The sequence below is a fragment of the Kitasatospora sp. NPDC058190 genome, assembly GCF_042883685.1.
Lineage (GTDB): Bacteria > Actinomycetota > Actinomycetes > Streptomycetales > Streptomycetaceae > Kitasatospora.
The window spans coordinates 1-20891 of the sequence record NZ_JBHVVI010000032.1 but is presented as its reverse complement, the minus strand read 5'-3'; the positions used below and the strand labels follow the sequence as shown (position 1 = coordinate 20891).

22 protein-coding genes and 2 pseudogenes are annotated in these 20891 nt (G+C 70.5%); 16 read left to right on the top strand and 8 right to left on the bottom strand.

Annotated elements, in window-relative coordinates:
* Nucleotides 1-4 precede the first annotated feature (4 nt).
* The gene (locus ACFVWU_RS16995) at nucleotides 5-136 is read left to right on the top strand and encodes a hydrophobic protein (RefSeq protein WP_387621018.1); all 132 of its coding nucleotides are present in this window, start codon (nucleotides 5-7) and stop codon (nucleotides 134-136) included.
* A 211-nt stretch (nucleotides 137-347) separates the two neighbouring features.
* On the opposite strand, the gene ACFVWU_RS16990 is transcribed toward ACFVWU_RS16995, so the two are convergent.
* The gene (locus ACFVWU_RS16990) at nucleotides 348-785 is read right to left on the bottom strand and encodes a hypothetical protein (RefSeq protein WP_387621014.1); all 438 of its coding nucleotides are present in this window, start codon (nucleotides 783-785) and stop codon (nucleotides 348-350) included.
* Nucleotides 786-1050: 265 nt separating this feature from the next.
* Between ACFVWU_RS16990 and ACFVWU_RS16985 the strand changes: the two genes are divergently transcribed.
* Nucleotides 1051-1305, top strand: coding sequence for a hypothetical protein (locus tag ACFVWU_RS16985; RefSeq protein WP_387621011.1), 255 nt, complete (start codon nucleotides 1051-1053; stop codon nucleotides 1303-1305).
* Nucleotides 1306-1524: 219 nt separating this feature from the next.
* Nucleotides 1525-2162 (top strand): annotated as a pseudogene (locus ACFVWU_RS16980) (endonuclease).
* Nucleotides 2163-2318: 156 nt separating this feature from the next.
* Here the strand turns inward: ACFVWU_RS16980 and ACFVWU_RS16975 are convergent.
* From ACFVWU_RS16975 to ACFVWU_RS16960, 4 genes are all read right to left on the bottom strand, one after another.
* Nucleotides 2319-2660 (bottom strand): STAS domain-containing protein, encoded by a 342-nt coding sequence (locus ACFVWU_RS16975; RefSeq protein ID WP_387621009.1) that lies wholly within the window; start codon nucleotides 2658-2660, stop codon nucleotides 2319-2321.
* The gene (locus tag ACFVWU_RS16970; RefSeq protein ID WP_387621006.1) at nucleotides 2641-3669 is read right to left on the bottom strand and encodes a SigB/SigF/SigG family RNA polymerase sigma factor; all 1029 of its coding nucleotides are present in this window, start codon (nucleotides 3667-3669) and stop codon (nucleotides 2641-2643) included. The genes ACFVWU_RS16975 and ACFVWU_RS16970 overlap by 20 nt, the downstream gene beginning before the upstream one ends.
* Nucleotides 3670-4016: 347 nt before the next feature.
* A complete protein-coding gene (locus ACFVWU_RS16965; RefSeq protein WP_387621004.1) occupies nucleotides 4017-4493 on the bottom strand; it encodes an ATP-binding protein in 477 nt (158 codons plus the stop codon).
* 11 nt (nucleotides 4494-4504) lie between these two features.
* A complete protein-coding gene (locus ACFVWU_RS16960; protein ID WP_387621002.1) occupies nucleotides 4505-4936 on the bottom strand; it encodes an STAS domain-containing protein in 432 nt (143 codons plus the stop codon).
* Between the two features lie 349 nt (nucleotides 4937-5285).
* Here ACFVWU_RS16960 and ACFVWU_RS16955 point away from each other — a divergent pair, with 349 nt between their 5' ends.
* The 7 genes from ACFVWU_RS16955 to ACFVWU_RS16925 all read left to right on the top strand — a co-directional run bounded on the left by ACFVWU_RS16955 (nucleotide 5286) and on the right by ACFVWU_RS16925 (nucleotide 13566).
* On the top strand, nucleotides 5286-5459 hold the full coding sequence (locus ACFVWU_RS16955; RefSeq protein WP_387621000.1) for a CsbD family protein: 174 nt from the start codon (nucleotides 5286-5288) through the stop codon (nucleotides 5457-5459).
* Nucleotides 5460-5539: 80 nt separating this feature from the next.
* Nucleotides 5540-5788: a hypothetical protein gene (locus tag ACFVWU_RS16950; protein WP_387620997.1), complete on the top strand. Its 249-nt coding sequence runs from the start codon at nucleotides 5540-5542 to the stop codon at nucleotides 5786-5788.
* Between the two features lie 153 nt (nucleotides 5789-5941).
* Nucleotides 5942-7207 carry an AI-2E family transporter gene (locus ACFVWU_RS16945; protein WP_387620994.1) on the top strand — a complete coding sequence of 422 codons (1266 nt, stop codon included), beginning with the start codon at nucleotides 5942-5944 and terminating at the stop codon, nucleotides 7205-7207.
* Nucleotides 7208-7399: 192 nt separating this feature from the next.
* Nucleotides 7400-8035 carry a phosphoribosyltransferase gene (locus ACFVWU_RS16940; RefSeq protein ID WP_387620991.1) on the top strand — a complete coding sequence of 212 codons (636 nt, stop codon included), beginning with the start codon at nucleotides 7400-7402 and terminating at the stop codon, nucleotides 8033-8035.
* A 445-nt stretch (nucleotides 8036-8480) separates the two neighbouring features.
* Nucleotides 8481-9038, top strand: coding sequence for a hypothetical protein (locus ACFVWU_RS16935; RefSeq protein ID WP_387620988.1), 558 nt, complete (start codon nucleotides 8481-8483; stop codon nucleotides 9036-9038).
* A 107-nt stretch (nucleotides 9039-9145) separates the two neighbouring features.
* Nucleotides 9146-10378, top strand: coding sequence for a lanthionine synthetase C family protein (locus ACFVWU_RS16930; RefSeq protein ID WP_387620985.1), 1233 nt, complete (start codon nucleotides 9146-9148; stop codon nucleotides 10376-10378).
* A 47-nt stretch (nucleotides 10379-10425) separates the two neighbouring features.
* Nucleotides 10426-13566 carry a lantibiotic dehydratase gene (locus ACFVWU_RS16925; RefSeq protein WP_387620982.1) on the top strand — a complete coding sequence of 1047 codons (3141 nt, stop codon included), beginning with the start codon at nucleotides 10426-10428 and terminating at the stop codon, nucleotides 13564-13566.
* A 174-nt stretch (nucleotides 13567-13740) separates the two neighbouring features.
* On the opposite strand, the gene ACFVWU_RS16920 is transcribed toward ACFVWU_RS16925, so the two are convergent.
* Nucleotides 13741-14283: a hypothetical protein gene (locus ACFVWU_RS16920; protein WP_387620980.1), complete on the bottom strand. Its 543-nt coding sequence runs from the start codon at nucleotides 14281-14283 to the stop codon at nucleotides 13741-13743.
* 225 nt (nucleotides 14284-14508) lie between these two features.
* Between ACFVWU_RS16920 and ACFVWU_RS16915 the strand changes: the two genes are divergently transcribed.
* The gene (locus ACFVWU_RS16915) at nucleotides 14509-14646 is read left to right on the top strand and encodes a hypothetical protein (protein ID WP_387620978.1); all 138 of its coding nucleotides are present in this window, start codon (nucleotides 14509-14511) and stop codon (nucleotides 14644-14646) included.
* A gap of 232 nt (nucleotides 14647-14878) precedes the next feature.
* On the opposite strand, the gene ACFVWU_RS16910 is transcribed toward ACFVWU_RS16915, so the two are convergent.
* Nucleotides 14879-15340, bottom strand: coding sequence for an ATP-binding protein (locus ACFVWU_RS16910; protein WP_387620976.1), 462 nt, complete (start codon nucleotides 15338-15340; stop codon nucleotides 14879-14881).
* A 144-nt stretch (nucleotides 15341-15484) separates the two neighbouring features.
* Between ACFVWU_RS16910 and ACFVWU_RS16905 the strand changes: the two genes are divergently transcribed.
* Nucleotides 15485-16354, top strand: a complete 870-nt coding sequence (locus tag ACFVWU_RS16905) for a Scr1 family TA system antitoxin-like transcriptional regulator (RefSeq protein ID WP_387620974.1) — start codon at nucleotides 15485-15487, stop codon at nucleotides 16352-16354.
* 2 nt (nucleotides 16355-16356) lie between these two features.
* A complete protein-coding gene (locus ACFVWU_RS16900; RefSeq protein ID WP_387620972.1) occupies nucleotides 16357-16542 on the top strand; it encodes a DUF397 domain-containing protein in 186 nt (61 codons plus the stop codon).
* 2225 nt (nucleotides 16543-18767) lie between these two features.
* Here ACFVWU_RS16900 and ACFVWU_RS16895 read toward each other — a convergent pair.
* A complete protein-coding gene (locus ACFVWU_RS16895) occupies nucleotides 18768-19295 on the bottom strand; it encodes an SMI1/KNR4 family protein (RefSeq protein ID WP_387620969.1) in 528 nt (175 codons plus the stop codon).
* Between the two features lie 287 nt (nucleotides 19296-19582).
* Here ACFVWU_RS16895 and ACFVWU_RS16890 point away from each other — a divergent pair, with 287 nt between their 5' ends.
* The 3 genes and pseudogenes from ACFVWU_RS16890 to ACFVWU_RS16880 form a co-directional block, all read left to right on the top strand.
* Nucleotides 19583-19723 carry a hypothetical protein gene (locus ACFVWU_RS16890; RefSeq protein WP_387620966.1) on the top strand — a complete coding sequence of 47 codons (141 nt, stop codon included), beginning with the start codon at nucleotides 19583-19585 and terminating at the stop codon, nucleotides 19721-19723.
* 113 nt (nucleotides 19724-19836) lie between these two features.
* Entirely contained in the window at nucleotides 19837-20574 is a 738-nt protein-coding gene (locus ACFVWU_RS16885) for a VOC family protein (protein WP_387620963.1), read from the top strand.
* 121 nt (nucleotides 20575-20695) lie between these two features.
* Nucleotides 20696-20891, top strand: a pseudogene (locus ACFVWU_RS16880) (transposase); the annotation flags it as partial.

The following is a 20891-nucleotide window of genomic DNA, read 5'->3' as shown; positions in this document are numbered from 1 at the left end:
CCTGTTGCTCGCGATCATCCTGGGCGGGGTGGGCTTCGCCGTCCACGCCCTGTGGTGGATCGCGCTCGCCGTCCCGGTGCTGTGGACCCTGGGCTTCGTGCTCGCCGAGGGCGGCGGCCGTCGGTACCGATGGTGACCACGCTCCCCCGCCCTCGGCAGGGGCAGCCCTGACCGGCCTGCTGCCGGCCCACCGCCTGCCGTCACCGCAGCAGCACGGCCAGTTTTCGTCCTCGCGGTAGCACGAAAACGGCGACGCGACGCGGGCTTCACCCGTCGAGGCAGGTGGATCGCCGACTCCGTACGCCCACGGCGTGCCTGATGTCGGTCCGGCAGTGGAGCAGCCGTCGTCACTCGTCGTCGTCGCGGTCGGCGGCCGACCGGTCGCCGTAGCGCGCCTGCCACTCGCGGGCGCGGGCGTTGTGCCACTCCACGCCCTGCTCCGCCTGATGCTCGGACAGTCCGCTCAGCCGGGCCACCACGCTGAGCGGAACGGGTCCCTCGTAGTTGGCGAGCGCCCGGCAGACCTTTCCGGCCCACTGTTCCTCCGGGACGAAGGGGCGGTGGCGGTAGTGCTCGACCAGGAGGGCCAGGTGGTCCACCGAACATGCCAGCAGCACCCGTTTGCCGTCCAGCTCCGATGCGGTCGGGTGGAGCGCCGAGGAGTCCGGCACCAGCGCGCTGAGCACGTCCGGACCGGCGACGATCCGGCCGCAGTGGTCGCACAGGTCGAACGCATCCGCGTCGTCGGCGGACGGGCCGCCCGCCGGGGCTCCGAAGTCCTCCATGCCGCTCGCCTACCCCACCCGGGCCGGACCAACCCGGCCGCGCTGCTCGATGAACTCCTTGAACCGCTTCAGGTCGCCCGTCACCGCGCCGGTCGACCACGCCCAGGACGTCGCCGGCCTTCTCGGCCAGGCTCATCCGGGCCTCCTAGGGTGCTGCGGCCGGGCCACTCCCGGCCGATCCGCGGGTGGTCCCAGTCGGCACCGGCACAACCATCCCACCGGGTCCGCCCCGGTGGCCCGCCATGGTGTCCCGGGGTTGCATGGGGTGACCGAGCCCCGAGACCCGGAGGTCACCATGTACGAGATGTGGGCCGAGCAGGACCCGGCAGTGTCACCGCCCGGACTGGTGTGGCACGTGGTGGCCAAGGACGACGCGACGGCCTCGCTGTGCGGGCGGGTCCTCGAACCCACGCAGCGGGTCGTTCCATCGGATGGCGGTACCGGCCCGGCGCTGCCGGACCGGTACTGCGACCCGTGCCTGGTCACCGTCAGGGAGGCGCTCGCCGCATCCGGCCGGTGACGAGCCGGCGGAGCACCCGTAGGTGCGGCTGACCGGCCGACACCGTCCGCCGTTCCCCCGCGCGGCACACCCCGCGGCGGTGAGGCCGGTGGCCGCCGCCGATGCCGGACCCGGACGGGCCGAGCTGAGGCGGCGCGCCGCCGGGCGTCGTCGGCCGGCGATGCGCCACCGCGGCGTCCACCGGGCGCTGCTCGCCCGGGCGTAGCAGAGGTGTGAACCATGACGGTCGACGCGATCACGTCCAGGCTGCTCTCCGAGCACGGCCGGACGTACGCCGAGGAGGCCGGCATCACGCTGCGCGACAAGCCCTCACCGCTGTACCGGCTGCTGGTCCTCACCGTGCTCTGCTCGATCCGCATCAGCGCCGCAACCGCCACCAAGGCGGCCCGGGAGCTGTCCGCCGCCGGTTTCCGGACGCCGCGGGCGATGGCCGACTCCAGCTGGCAGGACCGGGTGGACGCGCTGGGCCGGGCCCACTACGTCCGGTACGACGAGAGCACCGCGACCGCGCTCGGCGAGGGGGCGCGGCTGGTGCTCGACCGCTGGCACGGCGACCTGCGCCGGATGCGGGACGAGGCCGACGGCGACCCGGGCGCCCTGCGCGAGCTGCTCAGGAGGTCCCGCGGATCGGACCGGTCGGCGCGGACATCTTCTGTCGGGAGGCCCAGGCGGTGTGGCCCCGGCTGCGCCCGTACTTCGACGACCGGGCGTACGCGACGGCGAAGGACCTCGGGCTGCCGCACACGCCGGACGGCCTCGGCCGGCTCGTCCCGTCGGCGGACCACGCCCGGCTGGCCGCCGCGCTGGTCCGGGTCAGCCTGTCGAAGGGCGCGCTGGAGGAACTCCGGGCCGCGTGATCGCGCGCCCTCGGCGGCGCCTGGCCTGCTCGACCTCGCCGATGCGGGACCCGCCCCGGGCCGGGAGGGGTTGCACCGCTTGCCGGAGGCCTCCGAGGTTCGCCGGGCCCGGCCCGGTGAACCGCTCCGGCGGTCGTCACGGCCGCCTTCTTCCGGTCAGGCCGGCAGAGTGTCGCGGATGGTGAACAGTTGGGTGGTGCCGGTCCGTTGGAGCATCCACCGGACCAACGGCCGGGGGCGGGCCAGGTCGATCCGGCTGCCCTGCGCGGCCGCGCGGGCCCGGGCCCGGATCAGGGTGTTGAGGCCGCTGGCGTCGCAGAAGCCCAGCCCGGCGCAGTCGATCACCAGCACGGTGCCGGGCGGTCGCAGCGCGTCGTCGAGCGCACTCCGCAGGTCGTCGGCCGAGTCGTGGTCGAGCTCCCCGAAGAGAGTGAGCAGGGTGCCCTCGGCCCATGGCCTGCTCCGGGTGACGAGCCCGTCACGGGATTCCGGTGACACGGTGCTCCTCCTTCGCGACGTCCTTCACGTCCTTGACGCCCTTGACGTCCTTCACAGGACGGGCCCCCGCAGCGCGGTCATCCGCTGCGGGGGGGCTGGAATCGCCCGGTGGGGGAAGCCAGCCGGGGGCGTCGCGGTCCTCCAGCTGCTCACGAAGCCAGGTCAGCGTGGCGCTCAGCAGCCGGGAGACGTGCATCTGGGAGACGCCGATCCGGTCGGCGATGTCCGACTGGGTGCGGCCCTCCCAGAAGCGGAGCCTGAGGAGCCGCTGTTCGCCCGCGGGCAGCCGGGCGAGGAGCGGGCGGACGGCGGTGCGGAAGTCGGCGAGTTCGATGCCGGGGTCGCAGCTGCCGAGCCGGTCCACCAGCGCGCTGCCGGTCTCGTCGATGCTCTGGTCGCGCAGCGCGTCCAGGGAGCTGGGGCGGTAGACACGGCCCGCGACCAGCCCTTCGATGGCCTGCTCGACGGTCAGGTGCAGGTTCTCGGCGATCTCCTCGGGCTGCGGAAGGCGGCCGAGCTCCTGCTCCAGCCGGTCCGAGCCGCGGGCCACCGTCACGTACAGCTCCTGCATGCTGCGCGGTACCCGCACCGGCCAGGAGGTGTCGCGGAAGAAGCGCTTGACCTCCCCGGCGATGGTGGGGATGGCATAGGTGACGAACTCGACGCCCCGGCCCGGGTCGTAGCCGTCGACGGCCTTGATCAGGCCGATCATGCCGACCTGCAGGATGTCGTCCATGTCCTCCGCGCGGTGCCGGAAGCGGGCCGCGATGAACCGGACCAGGGGCATGTTGAGTTCGATGATCGTGCCGCGCACGTAGCTGTAGGCGTGCGTCTCCCGGGCGAGCCCGGCCAGGCGCTCGAACAGCGCGTCGCTGAGTTCACGCGCCTCGGTCTTGCCCATCGAGCGCAGTTCGGCCTCGGTGGGTCTCGGCGGAAGGTCGGGTGGGGTGCCCGAGGGGACGACGACGTCCTGGTCACCGCAGTCGGCTGTTTCCAGCGGGATGGACACTGGTCTCTCCTGGCATCGGGGGAATGCCCGGCAGCGCCCGCAGGCGCGCGCTCACGCGTAGGAGGGGATTCTTCCGCAGGGCCTCCGCCGGGTTCTTCAGAGGCCCCGGTGGCACCCGATCGGGGTGCCGGGCGGCCGGCCACTGCCCGGCTGCCGCATGAGTGTTCTACCCGAACACACGACATCGAATTCATGTTTCGGGCGGTTTTTTATGGTTTGTCCGGGTACACGCGCCCAGGGAACCACCGTGACCACGAGCGGAGGGGCGGTCATGCCCCGAGGATCCGCCCCAAGCGGGAACGCCAGTACGAGCACATCAAGGAAAGCACACTCGAGCTGACGAACAGTCAACGCACGTGTCGGTAACGGTCGGGAGCGCGCTGGTCGAGCGGGGACGCCACCTCCAGCCAGACCAGCTTCCCGCCGTCCTCGGGCACGCTGCCCCAGGCACGGGAAAGCCGGTCGACCACCCGCAGACCGTGCCCGCCCGGCCGCCCCGGATTCCCGGCCGGGCGCAGCCGCGGCGGCACCGGGCTGGCGTCCGTGACCTCCACCCGCAGCCGGGCACCGTCCCAGAACAGCCGCAGCTCGCGCGGCCCCCCGGGGGCGTGCAGGCAGGCGTTGGTGACCAGTTCCGAGACCATCAGCAGGACGTCCTCGGTGACGGCCAGCTGCTCGTCGTCGTCGGTGGGCAGCCACTGCCAGGACCGCAGCGCCTCCCGGCTGAACTCACGGCTGCGCTGCACCGCGCCGTCGCTGCCGGCGAACGCGAGCCGCCTGGTCTCCCCGGCGGTCGCCCGCGGTCCTCGCCCGACGCGGTCCATGGCCGGCCCCTTCACGCCGATCCCGGGGTCTCGTCCGGCTTCTCGGACGACCGGACGGGCGGGTTCAGCGCCGACGTGAGATCGGGATGGATCCGCAGCACGCCGTCGGCCCCGGTGACCTCGAACAGCCGGGCCACGATCGGGCGCAGGCCCGCGAGTTCCAGGCGCATCCCGGCGGCCTCGGCCTCCAGGCGGGCGTGCAGCAGGATGTTGAGCCCGGTCGAGTCGCAGAACCGCAGGTCCGCGAGGTCGACCACGATCCGCTCGGTGCCGTCGTCCGCGGGGGCGGCGAGCGCGGCGCGCAGCCCGTCCGCCGAGTCGTGGTCCAGCTCCCCGGCGACGGTGACGATCCGCACCGGTCCGTCGCGGCCCACCGCGACGCGCAGACCCCCGCTGCCCTGCTCCCCCTCGGCCCCGCTGGGCCCATCGGCTGGCCGTGGCATGGCGCGCCCCCTGACCGGTCGGGACGGCGAGGTGCCGTCCCGACCATCATGCCGTGCGGCACGGACGGCCGGGCGTTCAAGGGGCGCCCCGGGCGCGGCCGGGCGCGCCACGTACTCCTCGTCCATGCCACGCGTTTGCCCGGTCCCCTCGCGGCTACACACGCCCGACCAGCTGTGGGCCTCCCAGCACCACGGCCTGTCGGCCACCGGCGGGGCGGTGCTCCCCGCCGCCACTGCCGGGGCGCTCGCCCGGGGGCGGTGAGCCTGCGGTGCGCGGAACGTGGTGTGGAACCGCCGGTCCTGGGCAGGCGCGGCGCGGAACCCCCCTGTCACGAGAGGAGTGCACGTCATGGGTACCGAGCAGAAGCTGCGCAACGCGGCGGAGAAGGCCCACGGCAAGGCCAAGGAGGTCGCCGGAAAGACCATGGGCGACCGGGTCGTCGAGGCCGAGGGGCGGGGCAAGCAGATCAAGAGCGACCTGAAGCAGGCCGCCGAGAAGGTCAAGGACGCCGGGAAGCACTGAGCCGGCATCCGAGCAGGACGGCGTGGTCACGGCGCCCTCGCGGCCCGGACCACCCGTCCCGTCCCCAGGAGGTGGACACGATGAGCGACCCGGGAAAGCCCGTTCCGAAGGACCCGCCGGTGCCGGTCGAGGCTCCCGGGTCCCGGACGACCGGCGAGGGCGGACCGCCACCTGTGCCCGAGGGGGGCAAGGGGCCGCAGGCGGGCCCGGAGTACGACGCCACGGAGACGGCCCACGCGCTGGAACCGCAGGTGGGCTCGGAGCCCGGCGAGGAGCCGGAGGCGACGGAGCCGGCCCGCGAACCGTTGCCACACGAGCCGCCCGACTGAGCCCTCCGGGCCGATCATCGGAAGTATCGGCTCCGCCGTCCGGCGAACGGGTGGTCCGGTACCGCGATCGCGCGTCCGGCGGCGTTGCGCGCGGCACGTGCCCGTCGACCGGACGGTAGACCTGGGGCCCGGCCCTCGTCACGGAGGCACCCTGTGGACCTGAACGGCGCCGGACCGGACCGGCGCCCCCAGCGCCCCCACCAGCCTCGGCCGCTCGGCAGCCGCCCGCCCAGGGTGGCGCTCCGCCGCGTCCGTCGCGAGGCGGAGCGGGAGCGCGTCCCGTCCGGACTGCGGACCGCCGCCGGATACACCTGGCGGCTGGGGGTGCTCGGCGTGGCCGCGTACCTGACCGTCACCGTCCTCGGCGAGCTCCAACTCCCTGTGATCGCGCTGTTCCTGGCCATGGTCATCACCTCCGTCCTGCGCCCGCTGGTCGACCTGCTCGCCCGGGCGCTGCCCCGCTCGCTCGCCGTCCTGCTCGCCTTCGTCCTCGCCGTCATGGTCGTCGGCGGGGTCCTGGCACTGGTCGGCACGAACGTCGCCGACGAGTGGAACCGGCTGGGCAACGAGCTGCGCGGCGGCCTCGGCCGGATCGACCAATGGCTCACCCGCGCCCCCTTCCACCTGAGACCCGGCACCGTCACCGACCTGCGGGCCAAGATCGAGGCCTTCGTCTCGGCCCACCGCTCGGCGCTGCTGAGCACCGCGCTCAGCGGGGCGAGCCGGGTCGTCGAGCTGGTCACCGGGCTGGCCCTCGCGGCGTTCTGCTCGGTGTTCTTCCTGCACTCCGGCGACCGGATGTGGTCCTGGGCCCAGCGCCAACTCCCCGCCCGCGTCCGCCCCGTCCTGGGCCGCGCCGGAAGCGCCGCCTGGCGCACCTTCGCCGGGTACACCCGCGGCGTGCTGATCGTGGCGGCGGTCAACGCCGTACTGGTCGGCATCGCCCTGGCCCTGCTCCGGGTGCCGCTGGTCCTGCCGCTGATGGTGCTGGAGTTCGTCGCCGCCCTCATCCCGCTGATCGGCTCCCCGATCGCGCTGGCCGTCGCCGCCCTGGTCGCCCTGGCGGCACGCGGGCCGGTGGTCGCGCTCCTCGTCCTCGCCCTGATCGTCGTCATCGGCCAGATCGAGGGCCACCTGCTGCACCCGCTGGTACTCGGCTGGTCGGTGCGCATCCACCCGGTGGCCATCGCGCTGTCGGTGATCGGTGGCGCCGTCCTGGCCGGGGTGCTGGGCGCGGTCGTCGCCGTCCCGGTGGTGGCGGTCGCCTGGGCGGCGCTCACCGAACTACGGGACGGCGGCCAGTCGGCCGACCTGCCCGGGTCAGGGCGCGATGCCCCGGCGGTGGGCGACCAGCCGCGCGGCCCCCAGCGCGATCGAAAGCCCCCACACGACGCTGAAACCCGCGATCACCGCGGGTGAGTGCACGGTGGCGCCGACCAGCAGCAGGGTCGTCGACAGGGCCGCCGACACCGGGAACAGAAGGACCGGCACCCGGGCGGCCCGCTCTGCGCACCGCGTAACGCCCCGCACGGATGGGAACGGGCCGGCTGGGTAGCCGCTGAGAGTCAGGACCATCCGGCCGCAACCGGCCGAACCCACCGGGAGGACGGGATGACCGCGAGATTCCCGGACCGAAGCATCGCCGGGCACCGACTCGCCCAAGCCGTCGTCCCCCTCCTCGACGGCCATGCCGACGGCGGGGCCGTCATCCTCGGCCTGGCGCCCGGTGGACTACCGGTCGCCGCGGAGATCGCCGGGGCCGTCGACGCCCCGCTCGACGTCACCGTGGTGAGCCGCCTCAAGGTGCCCGGCCACGACCGGCCCGTCGGCGCCATCGCGGACGGCGACCCTCCGCTGTTCGACCGGGACGCGCTGAAGAGCCTCCGGGTCACACCGGCGGAGGTGGCCGCGAGCGTGCAGCGGGAGCGGGCCGAGGTCCACCGCCGCGAGTCGCTGTACCGCCGGGGCCACGACCAGATCCCCCTGTGCGGGCGCACAGCCGTCCTGGTCTCCGACGGCCTGATCGACCCCCTGCCGGCCCGCGCCGCCGTTCTGGCCGTCGCGGGCTACCACCCCGAGCGAATACTCCTCGCCGCACCCCTCTGCGACGCACGCATCGCCGCCGACCTCCGCCGCGACGTCGATGCCCTCGTCTGCCTCCACCTGCCCCGCTACGCCCACGCCGCCGGCCCCTGGTACGAGAACTTCCACGAGATCACCGACCGCGAGGCGGCGGCGCTCCTGTGACACCGCCCGGCCCCTCACCCCGGCACGCCGTGATCGTCGGATCCGGCGGGCACGTCCCACAGTTGATGCGTCACGACACGCCCCCGAGCAGGACCGCAGTCGGCGGTGCGGCTCCGGTCGACGAGTGGACGACTCATACCGGACAGACGCCTGCTGCCGGATCAGCGCGGCGTGAAAGTGCTGCGCTCCGTGCGATGTTGCGACGGCCGGACACCGGAGAGAACATAATTGGTAGACGAATGAGACCATGGACCGGGGGAACAGTGGCCCATGGGCGCGTCCTTCGAGCAAACTCCGACATGAAATCAGGGTCATAGCGCCAGCATGCCGGAGCGACTTGGATTTCTGCGCCCCGGAGGCGGACATGCGGCATGCCGCTCCTCGGCAAAAGCCGCCCCGAACCGTCCGCGGAACGGGAAACTTCTGCGAGGTCAGAATGACCGACATGAATCCGGAATCCGGTGACCCGAGCGGAATCGGAGACCGCCCACAAGATGATTTCGTGTCAGAATATCTGGCCGGCCCGTCGGAGCGGCCGGTCAGGACCATCACTCTCAGTGGCCTGCTCGGAAACAGTGACCGCCCCGGCTACCGTCGTTTGTACTTCACCAAGCAGCTGGACTACTACGCCGAGTTCGCCATGGCGGACGTGCTGTCGGTAGCCACCATCGGCAGGGACCAGCCGCCGTTTGTCGGGCTGGAGGCAACAAGGGCCACCCTGCGACGTGGTGCGACGGTACGCTTCACACAGGTCGAATCGGCCGAGCCCCTGGACACCTTCGACCTCGACCTGAGACTGGGACCGAGCCATCCGACGCTGAAATCCCTGGTGGCCGGGACACTCTCATGTCATTGCCATACCGCCACCTGCGTCTCCTGCGAAACGTGCGAGACGTGCCCTCCCTGCGACACCGACAACACCTGCATCACCTGCAACACGTGCGACACGTGCCACCCGAGCTTCCCTACCTGCCAACCCGCCAACCCGTTGTGCCGCATATGAGACCGCGAGGCGGGGAGCCGTGGGTACGGCAGTTGGGGCCCGCCGTCGGATCACGGGCGCTGAAGGCCGCCCGTCTCATCGCAGCCCGCGTGAGTGATCCCCAACTGGTGGACACTGCCGTCGGGTTGGCTGCCGAGCAGACCCTGTTCCCCCAATCGGTGCACTGGGATCCGGTGTCGATGGCGCAGGGGGACACCGGTCAGGCACTTCTCTGCGCCCAGCTGCACAGCTGTTTCCCGGAAGAGGGCTGGGACCGTGCCGGACATGCACATCTGGCGCGGTCGGTGGCGGCGATCGAACGACGCGGAGGCGCTCCGCTGAGCGTCTTCACCGGGTTGAGCGGCGTCGCTCTCGCCGCGGAACTCCTGGGGCGCGGTCGTCATTACCGGCAGCTGCGCCAGACCTTGGATCGACGAATCGCGGCGGTGTGCCTGGCGGAGTCGGCGGCACTGCACGGACGCAACGGTGTGCCGGTATCGGCCTTCGACCTCATCTCGGGCCTGAGCGGCGTTGCCGCCTATCTGCTCCCGTCCGCTACGGACCGGCCCCCTCACCCGGCACTGCCGCACGTGCTGCGTTCACTGGTCGGTCTGGCCCTCACCCAAGGGCCTCCGCCGGCCTGGCACACTCCACCGCCGCTCATGCACGACGAGGAACAGGCGAACAGCTATCCCCTGGGCAATCTCAACTGCGGTCTGGCCCACGGCATTCCCGGCCCGCTCGCGCTCATGGCGCTGTCGTCCGCCCGCGGCGTCGAGGTCGATGGATTGATGCCGGCCATCCGTGCGCTGGCCCAGTGGCTGCTGTCCCACCGGCAGCACGACGGTGCCGGGCTCACCTGGCCCGCGCTCGTCCCCCTGGTCGACGACGGCCGTGCGTTGGCGGAGGGACCGGCTGACGAGTGCACCCGCAGTGCGTGGTGCTACGGCAGCCCAGGCATCGCCCGGGCGCTGTGGCTGGCAGGGTGCGCGCTGTCCGACGACGAGCTCTGCCACACGGCGATCGAAGCGATGGAAGCCGTCTACCGCCGGCCCATCCGCGAGCGCCGGATCGCCTCCCCGACTCTCTGCCATGGTGTCGCCGGGCTCCTGCAGATAACGCTGCGCTTCGCCTGTGACACCGGTCTGCCCGTCTTCAGGCAGGCCGCCGCCGATCTCACCGAGGAGATCCTGGCGCACGTCGATCCGGACCGGCCGGTGGGGATCGCGACCGTCGAGCCGACGGGCAACCTCGTCGACCAACCAGGGCTCCTCGACGGGGCGACCGGGGTCGCGCTGGTCCTGCTCGCCGCGACGACACACCACGAGCCGGTGTGGGACCGGGTGCTGGCGCTGTCATGACCTCGGGCTCGGAGGCTGCCGCTCCGCGACGCGGGCGGAAAAGGGCCATGGGCGCGGGCCCCGGCTCGCTCTACGAACCTGCGCCCTGGCTGATCGTCCGCACGCCCCTGCTGCCCGCCGCCGGGCCGGAGCTGACCTCCCCACCCAACTCGCGTGACAGCCTTGCGGACCCGCGAGCTCTCCGTGCGCTGGCCATCGCAAGCCCCGACCTGCTGGAGGCCCTGCAGCGCCCGGAGGCGAACGCGCGTGACACGGCCCGAGCCGAGCTGAAACTCGTTCGCTACCTGATCCGGATGAGAACCCGGCCGACCCCGTACGGCGCATGCGCGGCCGTTTCCCTCGCGGCTTGGGGCGAGCACACGACGCTGTCCGTGCGCAACGACCGCGACCGGATCCGCACCCGCCCTGACATGGGGTGGCTGACGGAACTCTGCCTGGCACTGGACAACGACTCGGCCACCCGGACGGAGAGCAGATGGACGGTCAACCCACTGGCGGTCGAGCACCACGGACGCCTGCGTCTCGCCGACGGCCGAGCGGACGGCCTCGGCTCGGTCCGCTTGACCGCTGCCGTGCGCGAGGTTCTACGAGCCGCCAGGCACCCCGTTCCGTACCCCAGGTTGCATCAGCATCTGTTGGACCACACCTCCGGCAGCCCGGAACAGGTCGACCGGCTGCTCGCCGAACTGTGGGAACAACACCTCCTGGTCACCGATCTCCGAGCGAGGCTCACGACTGCGGACCCGGCCGACGACCTGTGCCGACGGCTCGCCGCTCGACCTTCCTGCGCCCGGACGGCCGAGAAACTCGCCGGGCTCCTCGCCGAGATGTCCGGCTTCGACAGCGCACCGCCGGCCGAGGCACCTGCCCGGGGGCGCAGCATCACCCAGCGCGCCAGGGGCATTCACCCCGTGACCGGACCGGTCTTCCAGACCGACATGGCGCGACCCCTGGGGGGCGACCAGGTCAGCGCCTCCGTGGGTGAAGCGTGCGCTCAGGCCGCCGAGTTGCTTCTCCGGATGTCGCCCCGGCCGCTGGGATCTCCCGATCTGTCGGCCTACCGGAGCGCGTTCATCGCACGCTACGGCCAGGATCGGGAGGTCCCCGTACTGGAGGTGCTCGACGAGCACACCGGGATCGGCCCACTCGGGCACGAGCACGCGTCACGCCGGTCCGGCGTCCCGGAGTCGGACGCACGACGCGCGCGCGTGCTCACGGACCTCGCGCTGGGCGCCCTGCGCGATCGAGAGCACGTCGTCGAGCTGACCGACACCGCACTGGAGGAGCTCCAGACCTGGAATCCCACGCCCGTGCTCGCGCCTGTCTCCCTGGAACTGTCCGCCTTCGTCGCGGCGACGTCCGCCGAGGCGGTGGACCGGGGGGACTTCCTCGTGGTCGTCGGACCGAACCTTGGTGCCAACAGCGCCGGCCGCTCGCTCGGTCGCTTCGCCGACCTCCTCGCGCCACGAGGAACGGAGGCGCTCCGCAGCCTGGCCGAGGCCGAGTACCGTGCGCGCCCCGACGCCGGAACGCAGGCCGAGGTCGTCTACCTTCCCGTGAGCCACCGCATGGCCAACGTCGTCGTACGCCCCGCCTCCTGCGACCACGAGATCGTGCTGGACGTCCCGGCAGGGGTGCCCGCACGCCAGACTGTCCTGCTCGACGACATCCTCGTCAGCGTCCGGGACAACCGCTTCCACCTTCGGTCGGGGAGCCTCGACATCGCGTTGCGCCCCACCGCGCGCCACATGCTCAACGTTCGTCAGGCACCCGCCGTCTGTCGCTTTCTCGACGAGGTGTCCCGTGACGGATCACCCGAGTTCACCCCCTTCGACTGGGGGCCTGCGGCCGCGTTCCCGTTCCTGCCCAGGGTGCAGTACGGTCGGATCGTCCTTTCCCCGGCGCGATGGCTGCTCAGGTCCGCCGTCGACGGTTCCGACGGATGGACCGCCGACGACACGGCTTTCGCGGGCCACGTGACCACCTGGCGCGCGGCATGGTCGGTCCCGCCGCGCCTCTACCTGACCATGGCCGACAACCGGCTGCTGCTCGACCTCGACGATCCCCGTCAGATCGAGCAGCTGCGAGCCGAAGCTCGCTCCGGCCGGGCGGAGCAGCTCGTGTTCCAGGAAGCACTGCCGGACACGACGGCCGCGTGGATACCCGGGGCGGGCGGCCTCTTCATGAGCGAGATCGTGGTGCCGCTCGTCCTGCACCCGACGCCGACATCACCGGAGCCGGCGCGCACGGCCGCACTGGCCCGGAGAACCCGGCGCGGCAACGGTCGCCCGGCATCGATCCGCGACCGGACGCGCCTCCCCGGAGGCAACTGGCTGTTCGCCAAGCTCTACTGCGATCCCGACCAGGAAAACTTCCTCCTCACCGGCCCCCTCACGCAGCTCTGCGAGATGGCCGAGGTGTCCGGGCTCGCAGAACAGTGGTTCTTCATCCGCTACGCCGACCCCGACCCCCACCTGCGCGTGCGGTGGAAGGGCAACCCGGACGTTCTGACCCGGTACCTGCTCCCGGAAGTCACCCGGTTCACGTCCCGGCTCGCCGACGAGGGCCTCGTCTCACGGCTCGTCATCGACACCTACGAGCGCGAGCTCGAGCGGTACGGCGGCACGGAGGGGACCGACACCAGCGAGGAGGTCTTCTGTGCCGACAGCCGAGCCGTGATGCGACTGCTGGCCCACCACACGGACGCTGCACGCCCCTCGGACGATCTCGCCGAGCTGATCGTCGTCACCATCGACGACCTCCTCGCCGGGCTCGGCCTGGGCGCCGAGGACCGGGGGCACTGGTACTCGGACCAGGTGCGACAGCACCCCGCGGAGGCCCGACACCAGGCCGGCGACGACTACCGCGCCCGTCAGAAGCGCCTGCGCGCGCTGCTCGGTTCCCCCCAGGGCCCGGCCCTGCTGGGTGATGCGGTGGTCGAGATCCTGCGGCAGCGGCGGAGCGAGCTCGCGCGAGCCGGTGCGCGCCTGGCCGAGCTGGAGGCCGCCGGCCGGCTCTCCGTGCCCCGGAACCGACTGCTGGCCAGCTACGTCCATCTTCACTGCAACCGGCTGCTCACAGGCGGGTATCCGACCGAAGAGCGCCTCCTGCAGATTCTCCAGCGCACCCGGAAGGGGCTCGGTGTGGAACCCGTGACCAGTGGAACCCGTGACCAGCGGAGCCCGTGACCCGCACAAACGGCGACGATCACGGGGCTGAGCCGACTCTGCTGCGACGAGGCCGAGCCTCGCTCGGTGGACCGAGCCGTCACCCGCCCCAACAGGACATCTACATCAGCCCTGTCCGACGTCAACGTGCCTCCAGGCGCGTCATGGTGGGCCCGGAGTCGAGCGCCGTCCATGTCACTCTCCACGACGACGCTTGTAGTACGCGTACGTCAGAGCCAGGAGAAGCGGGCCCCACAGAGTCAGCGGGAGAGTGGCCGTTGCCGCGAGGGTCTTCCACCAGCCGCTGGAGTACCCGACCATGTGGAACCCGCCGACGTTGAGGAAGCCGAACGGCAGCTGGTCCCACAGTGCGATCAGCCCCAGAGCGCCCAAGGTGGCCGGGATGATCGCCGCGAGCGGCGCAACGCGTCGGCCGCCGACGAACGGGATCCAGGAAGGAACCACTTCGCCCCATCCGGCCACCAGGCCGAAGGACATGTAGGCGAGCCCCTCGGAGAGAAGACTCAGCCCGAAGACGTAGAGGATCACCCACCAGTGCCACGTCTTGTGGACGGCGTAGACCTGGCCCATCTCGTAGTTGAATGCGAACGGCAGGCGCCAGATGCACGATGGCAGGACGGCCAGGGGTATGACCTGGGCGGAGCGGATGGCCCACTTGGGGACCGGTCGCGCGGTGTCACCGACCGTCGGGGATGGATGAAGTGTCTTGAATCGCATGGGCCGATCTTCCCCACCCGGCCGGCGCCGGGCATCGGCTTGAAGCAGTGTCTGATGATCACCCCTGCGAGGGGCATCGAGTCCTCCGCCGGGAGGATGGCCGCGGCTGCGGGCGGGTCTCGATGGCAGGGACCCGTGTTGAACTCGCCCCAGGTCCGGTGCAGTTCGTGGGCCGGTCCCTCATCGCCGGACCCATTGGCCCTCGACGGGGATCAGCTGCCCCCGGTGGGCGCCAGGGATGACATCCCGGCCGGCACCTGGATCTGTGTCAGCGCGTATTCACCGGACGAACCCACCGCCGGAACAGCCCGCAACAACGTGCGGCAGGACATCGTCACCATGGTGTCGTTCGACGACGGATGACCACCGTCACAGCCCGATGCCGGTGGCGCCGACACAACATGGCGGGAGCAGGATGTCGGTGGGGCCGACTTCCCACTCCCGCTGTTTTCAGGGGGTGACGGTGGGGCTTGAAGTGGGGTGTGGGGGTTGGTGGTTGTGGGCGGTGAGGGGGTGGGCCCAGGCGAGGAGGGCGAGGAGGAGGGCGACGGGGAGGAGGGTGCAGAGGGTTGCGTGGCCCTCGCTATGGCGGGGTTCAGATGGCATCGGGGGTGGTGGCCAGGTCGAGTTCGGCCCAGACGGTCTTGGAGTTGGGGTGGCGGGGGATGGTGCCCCAGCGGTCGCAGAGGGCGTTGATGAGGGTGAGGCCGCGCCCGGACTGGGCGTTGGGGACGTGGACGGTCGGGAGGACGGGGAGCCGGTCGCCGCGCGGGTCGCTGATCTCGATGCGGAGGGTGGTGCCCCGGCGCGCGGTGGTGGTGAGGGCGAGGTGAAGTTCGAAGCCACGCCCCGGAACGCGTCCGTGCGTGATCGCGTTCGCGGCCAACTCCGCGACGATGAGCAGGGCGGAGTGGAACGGCTCGGTGTGCGTGGAGTCCAGCCCCCAGGTGGCGAGTTGACGTCTGGCGATGCGCCGGCAGATGGCGGCGCCCTTGGGCGTGCCGGCGAGGGTGGTGGTGTGGCTGCGGGGGTTGTCGAGGGGGATCTGGGTGGTCATGGGAGAAAGCGTGGCGGGACGGACGTACGCTGACCATGAGTTCGGCGGGCACGGAGAGTGCTTGTGCGGACGCGGAGGGTCGGCATGTACGGCCGACTCCGGATCAATCGATCGGAAGCGCGGCGAGTCAGGATGGGAGCTGCGATGGGTGTCAAGGGAACGGTCTTCGAGGACGGCGATCTGCCGGAGGGATCCGAGGGGGTCGCGGAGTTCTACAGCGCGGTGGGGAAGCTGATCAAGTTCTTCCGCGAGCGGGCCGGGATCACGCAGAAGGAGCTGGCCAGGCTGAGTGGCTACAGCGAAGACCTGGTCGGCGCCGTGGAGCGGGGACTGCGGACCCCGAGAATCGAGTACCTGACGAAGGTCGACGACCTCTTGAACGCGGGTGGAGCCCTGAGGCTCGTCGCGGACGACGTGATGAAGGCGAAGATTCGGGTGTCCCAGCGACACCCGGCCTTCTCCAGGGCCTTCACGCAGGAGGAGGCGAAGGCGATCGAGATCCACGAATACAGCAGCCTTCACATTCCTGGCCTGCTCCAAACGGAGGCCCACGCGCGGGCGCTGTACGACATGCGCAGGCCGTGGCTCTCCGTCGAGCAGGTCGACAAGTGGGTCGCTGCGCGGTTGGAACGGCAGGAGATCCTGACTCGATGGCCATTGCCAGTCATGAGCTGGGTGATTGACGAGAGCGCCCTTCGCCGCCCGCTGGGAGGTTGGGACGTACACCAGGAGCAGTTGCGACACCTCCTCAAGGTCGCCGAGATCCGAGGCCTGGAGTTGCAGGTGATGCCGCTCGACAGGACGGAAAACGCCGGCATGGGCGGTTCCTTCATCCTCCTCACTCCCAGCGGGCGATCGCAGATCGCATACGTCGAGGTGCAGCACGTCAACAGGCTGATCACGGATCCCGAGGAAGTCCGTAAGATGGCCGCACGGTACGGCACCCTCAGGGGGCAGGCGCTCACGATGAGGGAGTCCTTGGCCTTGATCGAGAAGATCTTGGGAGAGCAGTGAGCATGTCCGAGCTGGCGTGGTTCAAGAGCAGTTACAGCAGCAACGAGGGTGCCGCGTGCGTCGAGGTCGCCAAGACCCCGGATGTCGTCCACGTGCGTGACTCCAAGGACAAGAGCGGCCCCCAGCTGGCGTTCGAGCCGGCTACATGGGACGCGTTCGTGAAGTTCGCCGCCACCACCGAGGTCTGAATCGGCCTCCTCTCACCGGCCCGCCGCTCCTGAGCGGCGGGCCGGTGGCATTCCACTGGCCCGACACCGTACAGCGCGGTTCTGTACGGATCTCCGCGACATCACCTGTCAGTGGGCACCTGGGCCTGGGCGCTGCTATCGGCACTCAGCTTGCCGTTTATCCGTGCCGGCACGGGCAGCAGGTCCCTGACCTCGGCCATTCGGCGTCCGTCATGTCAGAGTCGTAGCGTCGAAGACGCTCGCCCTGGTCGGCCGCGTTCCAGTACCGGCGCGAGGCAACTACGCTGCGCGTGCGTCGAGTTGGACAGTTCCGCCGCGATGGCATCCAGCTGCGGCAACAGGGCCTTCCCGGTGCTTCTTCGGCTTCAACACCCAGGAGCTGCACCGGAGGCCCTGTCTTCATACATCCGCTGACCCGTGATCGGTACGACAACGGCTACTTAATTGGCAGAGGCAAGATGTGCGTTACGGGCCGGTCGTGGACGGGCCGGCGTTGGACGGGCCGGCGTTGGACGGGCCGGCGTTGGACGGGCCGGTCGTGGACGGGCCGGTCGTCGACGGGCCGGCGTTGGACGGGCCGGTCGTGGACGGGCCGGTCGTCGACGGGCCGGCGTTGGACGGGCCGGTCGTGGACGGGCCAGTCGTCGACGGGCCGGCGTTGGACGGGCCGGTCGTGGACGGGCCGGTCGTGGACGGGCCACTCGTGGACGGGCCGGTCGTCGACGGGCCGGTCGTGGACGGGCCCGCATTGGACGGGCCAGTCGTGGACGGGCCGGTCGTCGACGGGCCCGCATTGGACGGGCCAGTCGTGGACGGGCCACTCGTGGACGGGCCACTCGTGGACGGAGGGGCAAGGGTTGAGCAGGCTGGGTCAATTCCTGGCCTGCAGGGCACAGACGGGCCGGTGTTGGACGGGCCGGTCGTCGATGGGCCAGTCGTGGACGGGCCGGTCATGGACGGGCCGGTCGTCGATGGGCCAGTCGTCGACGGGCCGGTATTGGACGGGCCAGTCATGGACGGACCGTGGCTCGACGGGCCAGTCAAGGACGGGCCGTGGCCGGACGGGCCAGTCAAGGACGGGCCGTGGCCGGACGGACCAGTGTTGGACGGACCGGTATGCTGCGGAGCCTGAGGATTAGGGCCCACGTAGTGATTACGTTCGGCGCAACCAGCCTGATCCGCGCCCGCATGGTATCCCTGGCCGAAGTTCGCCTTGTACTCCGAAGCCGCGGTTTGTGCCAGCCTAATAGCAGTCGGATCCCTACCGGCCTGCGCCTTCGCTAGATTATCCGCAAGAGCAGACGGGAGAGCAGCTCCGCTAGTAGGAGAAAGGTACTCACATCTGGTGCCACTGTTGTAGCCATCCTCATAACCGTAGCCACCGCCACCACCTTGGTTCGGCACAACCTGCGAGGCGGATGCCACTATGGCGCCAGTCGCGGGCGAGGTGGGTGCTGCCAATGCAGTGGTGGCACCGCCGACGAGTACGCTGACCGCCGTCATAACGGCCGCGCTTAGCCCCGTTGCCCGTCTGACTCTTCGCCGAGTTCCATTGCTTGACATATCAACCTCTTAATATTGTTATGTTTCATCCTCTTTCTCTGTCAGCCTACTCGCGCAGCTGATCCGTGAACAGCAGGCCGTGCGCGGGGCTCTTCGGATTTCAAGAGTTGGCGCGTCAACGACACGATGAGCTTCCCGCCCTTACCCTGCGGGGACAAACGGAATTCTGACCAGCCGTTCTTCCGAGCTAGGCATCGGGGAGTGGCGGCGGAAACGGGAATATATTGCAGGGGTGGCTGCTGTCGGAGGGGCTGTCCACCTCTGCCTGCGCCGGATGTTCTCCGTCCCGGGCGTTGGGGTGACTCGTTGTGACCGGTCTGATGGAGAACGACCGCCCAGGGTGGCTCTACTGTGGGCGACCGAGCCGCAGCATGCGTTCTCGCTCTCGGGAAGTCTGCGGGCATCGCCCGCCACTTGATCCCGTTGTCGATCAGGTAGCGGATGGTGTAAGCGCCGACCACCCCGCGATCGCCCGATCGGGACTCGTTCGATCGGCAACCCCCTCGATCGGTACGACAACGGCTTCTAACTGGTCGACCCCGAAAGTCCCTCGGGGTGAGGTGAGGTCAGATCATGTGTGGGCCCTGGATCAGAGGTTCGGGAGCGTGTCGGTGGCCATGGCAGAGTGGCTCTGGCGAGTTCCGTGAAGTGCCCAAGGCGTATCAGCAGTCGGGGCAGCCATCCATCGCTGGGGCGTGAGGGAAGGTGCGGTTCCCTTCGAGCCAGTCGATTAGCCATTCGGCCAAGGTGAACTTCTCTGGGAAGAACAGGTGGCGGGTGCAGCGGCTGTTCCCGTCCAGACCCCACATGTTGCCGTGTGGTGTGTTCAGGTCGATGCACCACCAGATGCCGCACCCGAGGGTCACGAGCGGCACGACGTGCGGTGGGCGGTTCACCTCGTAGTCGGGTGGCGGGGACGACACCGCCCGGTAGAGCGAGAGAAGGGATTCCTCGTCGCTGTACCACTTGCCCGTGTCGGTGAGAGAAACGATTTCGGAGTCAACTCCGAATCCACCGTTGGCGACCTCACAGTAGATTCTTCGCAGCAGCGGCGGAATCGGGCACCCGACCGTGGCTTCGAACTCGTCCGCGGCCTCGACCGGTGCGGGCGGAGGCAACTCGTTGCTGTCCGCGAACTCTCGGATCTTGGCGACGATCTCGTCGTCGGTCCAGGCCACAGCAGCTGTCATGGTCGGGACGGTAGAGCACGCCGCCGACAGCTCGCGCCCCGCCATGGCTGGGAACCTGGAGCCGCACGGCACGATTTCCGGGAAAGCCGCCGTAGTGATCTTCAGGTCGCGAGCAAGACGCGCTTGCGGAGGAGGTCGAGCTTGGCGCGGCCGAACATCTGGCGTTTGAGCATCTTGATGCGGTTGACGTGGCCCCTCGACGGGGCCGGAGTTCCAGCGGAGTGTGAGGTCGGCCATGACCGCGTCCCAGTCCTTGCGCAGGCCTGTGGCGAATCCGCGCCACCGCCGTGCTCTTCGAGCTGCACGACGAATGGATCGCCTTCCCCCGCCGCTACCTACCCGAGGGCAGCATGGACCGGATCTACCCCACCGAGCTCGACGAAAGCGCCCCCGCACTACCCAACACCACCAACGAGCCCACCAACTGATCGGCCACACCACGAAGGGGGCGACCGAGCCGGCGGCAACAGTGCGCGGAGCGGTGGCTCGACGCCCTGGAACTCCGCTGAAACCGGCCGACTCCGGATCTAGGATCTACGGCATGGCAACACGACTCGTGCAGATCAACATGAAGGCCCAGGACGACGCCGCGCTCGGCCGGTTCTGGGCGGAGGCACTCGGTTGGGGTGTCGACAGCGAGGGCCCCGGCGTGACCAACCTCGAACCGGTCGGCTTCGCCTACCCCGACCCCGCGGCCGTCTGCATCGACCTCATCGCCCGCCCAGAACCCAAGACGGTGAAGAACCGGGTGCACCTCGACCTGGCCACCACCTCGACGGCCCATCAGGCGGAGCTGGTCGCACGCCTGAAGGACCTCGGCGCGACGCTCGCCGACGTGGGGCAGGGCGACGTCCCCTGGACGGTCATGGCCGACCCGGAGGGCAACGAGTTCTGCGTCCTGGAGCCCCGGGAGATCTACCGGGACACCGGGCCGATCGCCGCAGTGGTGGTCGACTGCACCGACCCGCGGGCGATGGCCCGGTTCTGGGGCGAGGCAATGGACTGGACGGTGCACGAGGCCGCCGACGACCACGCGACCATGCGTTCCGCCCACGGCGTCGGCCCCTACCTGGAGTTCGTCCGCACCCCCGACACCAAGAGCGGGTGGAACCGCGTCCACCTGGACATCAGCCCCTACCGCGGTGACGACCCGGCAGCCGAGGAGGCCAGGCTGCGCGCTCTGGGCGCCTCCGACCCGGGCATCGACCAGTCCGCCATCTCGTGGCGGATCCTGACCGACCCGGAGGGCAACGAGTTCTGCCTGCTCAGCCCCCGTTAGCTCCGCTCCACCCCCAGGGCGATCGCCTGCTCGACCACCGCTACGCCCGGGCCTCCCGGGCCGTCCGGTCGGACGGCCCGGGAGGCCCGGGAGCTTGGGTCCGTGTGAGGTTGTGATCAAGATCCAATCGACGAACCCGCTGGAGCGGATCAACCGCGAGGTCAAACGCCGCACCGACGTCGTCCAGGTCTTCCCGAACGACGACGCGCTCCTGCGGCTGGTCACCGCCGTGCTCTTCGAGCTCCACGACGAATGGATCGCCTTCCCCCGCCGCTACCTACCCGAGGGCAGCATGGACCAGCTCTACCCCACCAAGC

Excerpts from the sequence above, each read along its gene's own strand:
- ACFVWU_RS16920 (WP_387620980.1), bottom strand. The coding sequence starts at position 14,283 with ATGCGATTCAAGACACTTCATCCATCCCCGACGGTCGGTGACACCGCG.
- ACFVWU_RS16885 (WP_387620963.1), top strand. The coding sequence starts at position 19,837 with ATGGCAACACGACTCGTGCAGATCAACATGAAGGCCCAGGACGACGCC.
- ACFVWU_RS16955 (WP_387621000.1), top strand. The coding sequence starts at position 5,286 with ATGGGTACCGAGCAGAAGCTGCGCAACGCGGCGGAGAAGGCCCACGGC.
- ACFVWU_RS16950 (WP_387620997.1), top strand. The coding sequence starts at position 5,540 with ATGAGCGACCCGGGAAAGCCCGTTCCGAAGGACCCGCCGGTGCCGGTC.
- ACFVWU_RS16935 (WP_387620988.1), top strand. The coding sequence starts at position 8,481 with ATGAATCCGGAATCCGGTGACCCGAGCGGAATCGGAGACCGCCCACAA.
- ACFVWU_RS16990 (WP_387621014.1), bottom strand. The coding sequence starts at position 785 with ATGGAGGACTTCGGAGCCCCGGCGGGCGGCCCGTCCGCCGACGACGCG.
- ACFVWU_RS16905 (WP_387620974.1), top strand. The coding sequence starts at position 15,485 with ATGGGTGTCAAGGGAACGGTCTTCGAGGACGGCGATCTGCCGGAGGGA.
- ACFVWU_RS16940 (WP_387620991.1), top strand. The coding sequence starts at position 7,400 with ATGACCGCGAGATTCCCGGACCGAAGCATCGCCGGGCACCGACTCGCC.
- ACFVWU_RS16895 (WP_387620969.1), bottom strand. The coding sequence starts at position 19,295 with ATGACAGCTGCTGTGGCCTGGACCGACGACGAGATCGTCGCCAAGATC.
- ACFVWU_RS16910 (WP_387620976.1), bottom strand. The coding sequence starts at position 15,340 with ATGACCACCCAGATCCCCCTCGACAACCCCCGCAGCCACACCACCACC.
- ACFVWU_RS16960 (WP_387621002.1), bottom strand. The coding sequence starts at position 4,936 with ATGCCACGGCCAGCCGATGGGCCCAGCGGGGCCGAGGGGGAGCAGGGC.
- ACFVWU_RS16965 (WP_387621004.1), bottom strand. The coding sequence starts at position 4,493 with ATGGACCGCGTCGGGCGAGGACCGCGGGCGACCGCCGGGGAGACCAGG.
- ACFVWU_RS16925 (WP_387620982.1), top strand. The coding sequence starts at position 10,426 with ATGGGCGCGGGCCCCGGCTCGCTCTACGAACCTGCGCCCTGGCTGATC.
- ACFVWU_RS16900 (WP_387620972.1), top strand. The coding sequence starts at position 16,357 with ATGTCCGAGCTGGCGTGGTTCAAGAGCAGTTACAGCAGCAACGAGGGT.